The 326-nt window shown below is 39.0% G+C and carries 1 protein-coding gene; it reads right to left on the bottom strand.

Annotated elements, in window-relative coordinates:
* Positions 1-260: PHP domain-containing protein (locus AAEZ00_RS20785; RefSeq protein WP_351089773.1), on the bottom strand; the 260-nt coding region annotated here is incomplete at its 3' end.
* Positions 261-326 lie beyond the last annotated feature (66 nt).

Genomic DNA, 326 nt, shown 5'->3' with positions numbered 1-326 from the left:
ATAATGTTTAAGGCGCAAAATTCTTTTTCAAAACCAGGTGTTTGCACCCAAAAATCTGCGCCAATGATCGGTTTTATCCCCGCACCATTACAAGCACCATAAAACTTAACCAAACCACAAAAGTTGTTTTGATCAGTTAACGCTATTGCTGCCATCCCCTGATTCTCAGCAGCAGCAATAATAGGTTTAACTTTAGCAACGCCATCTGACATTGAATAATCACTGTGGACGCGCAAATGAACAAAACGAGGATCGGACATAGAATATTTTTTCTTCGAAAAAGATGAATGAAACAACACGAAAATGCGGGATTTAGACTACCAAAC

This window comes from Shewanella sp. S1-49-MNA-CIBAN-0167, from assembly GCF_040310145.1.
GTDB classification, from domain to species: Bacteria; Pseudomonadota; Gammaproteobacteria; order Enterobacterales; family Shewanellaceae; genus Shewanella; species Shewanella psychromarinicola.
Note: the sequence above shows the minus strand (reverse complement) of the source record. Positions and strands in the feature narration are given on the sequence as shown.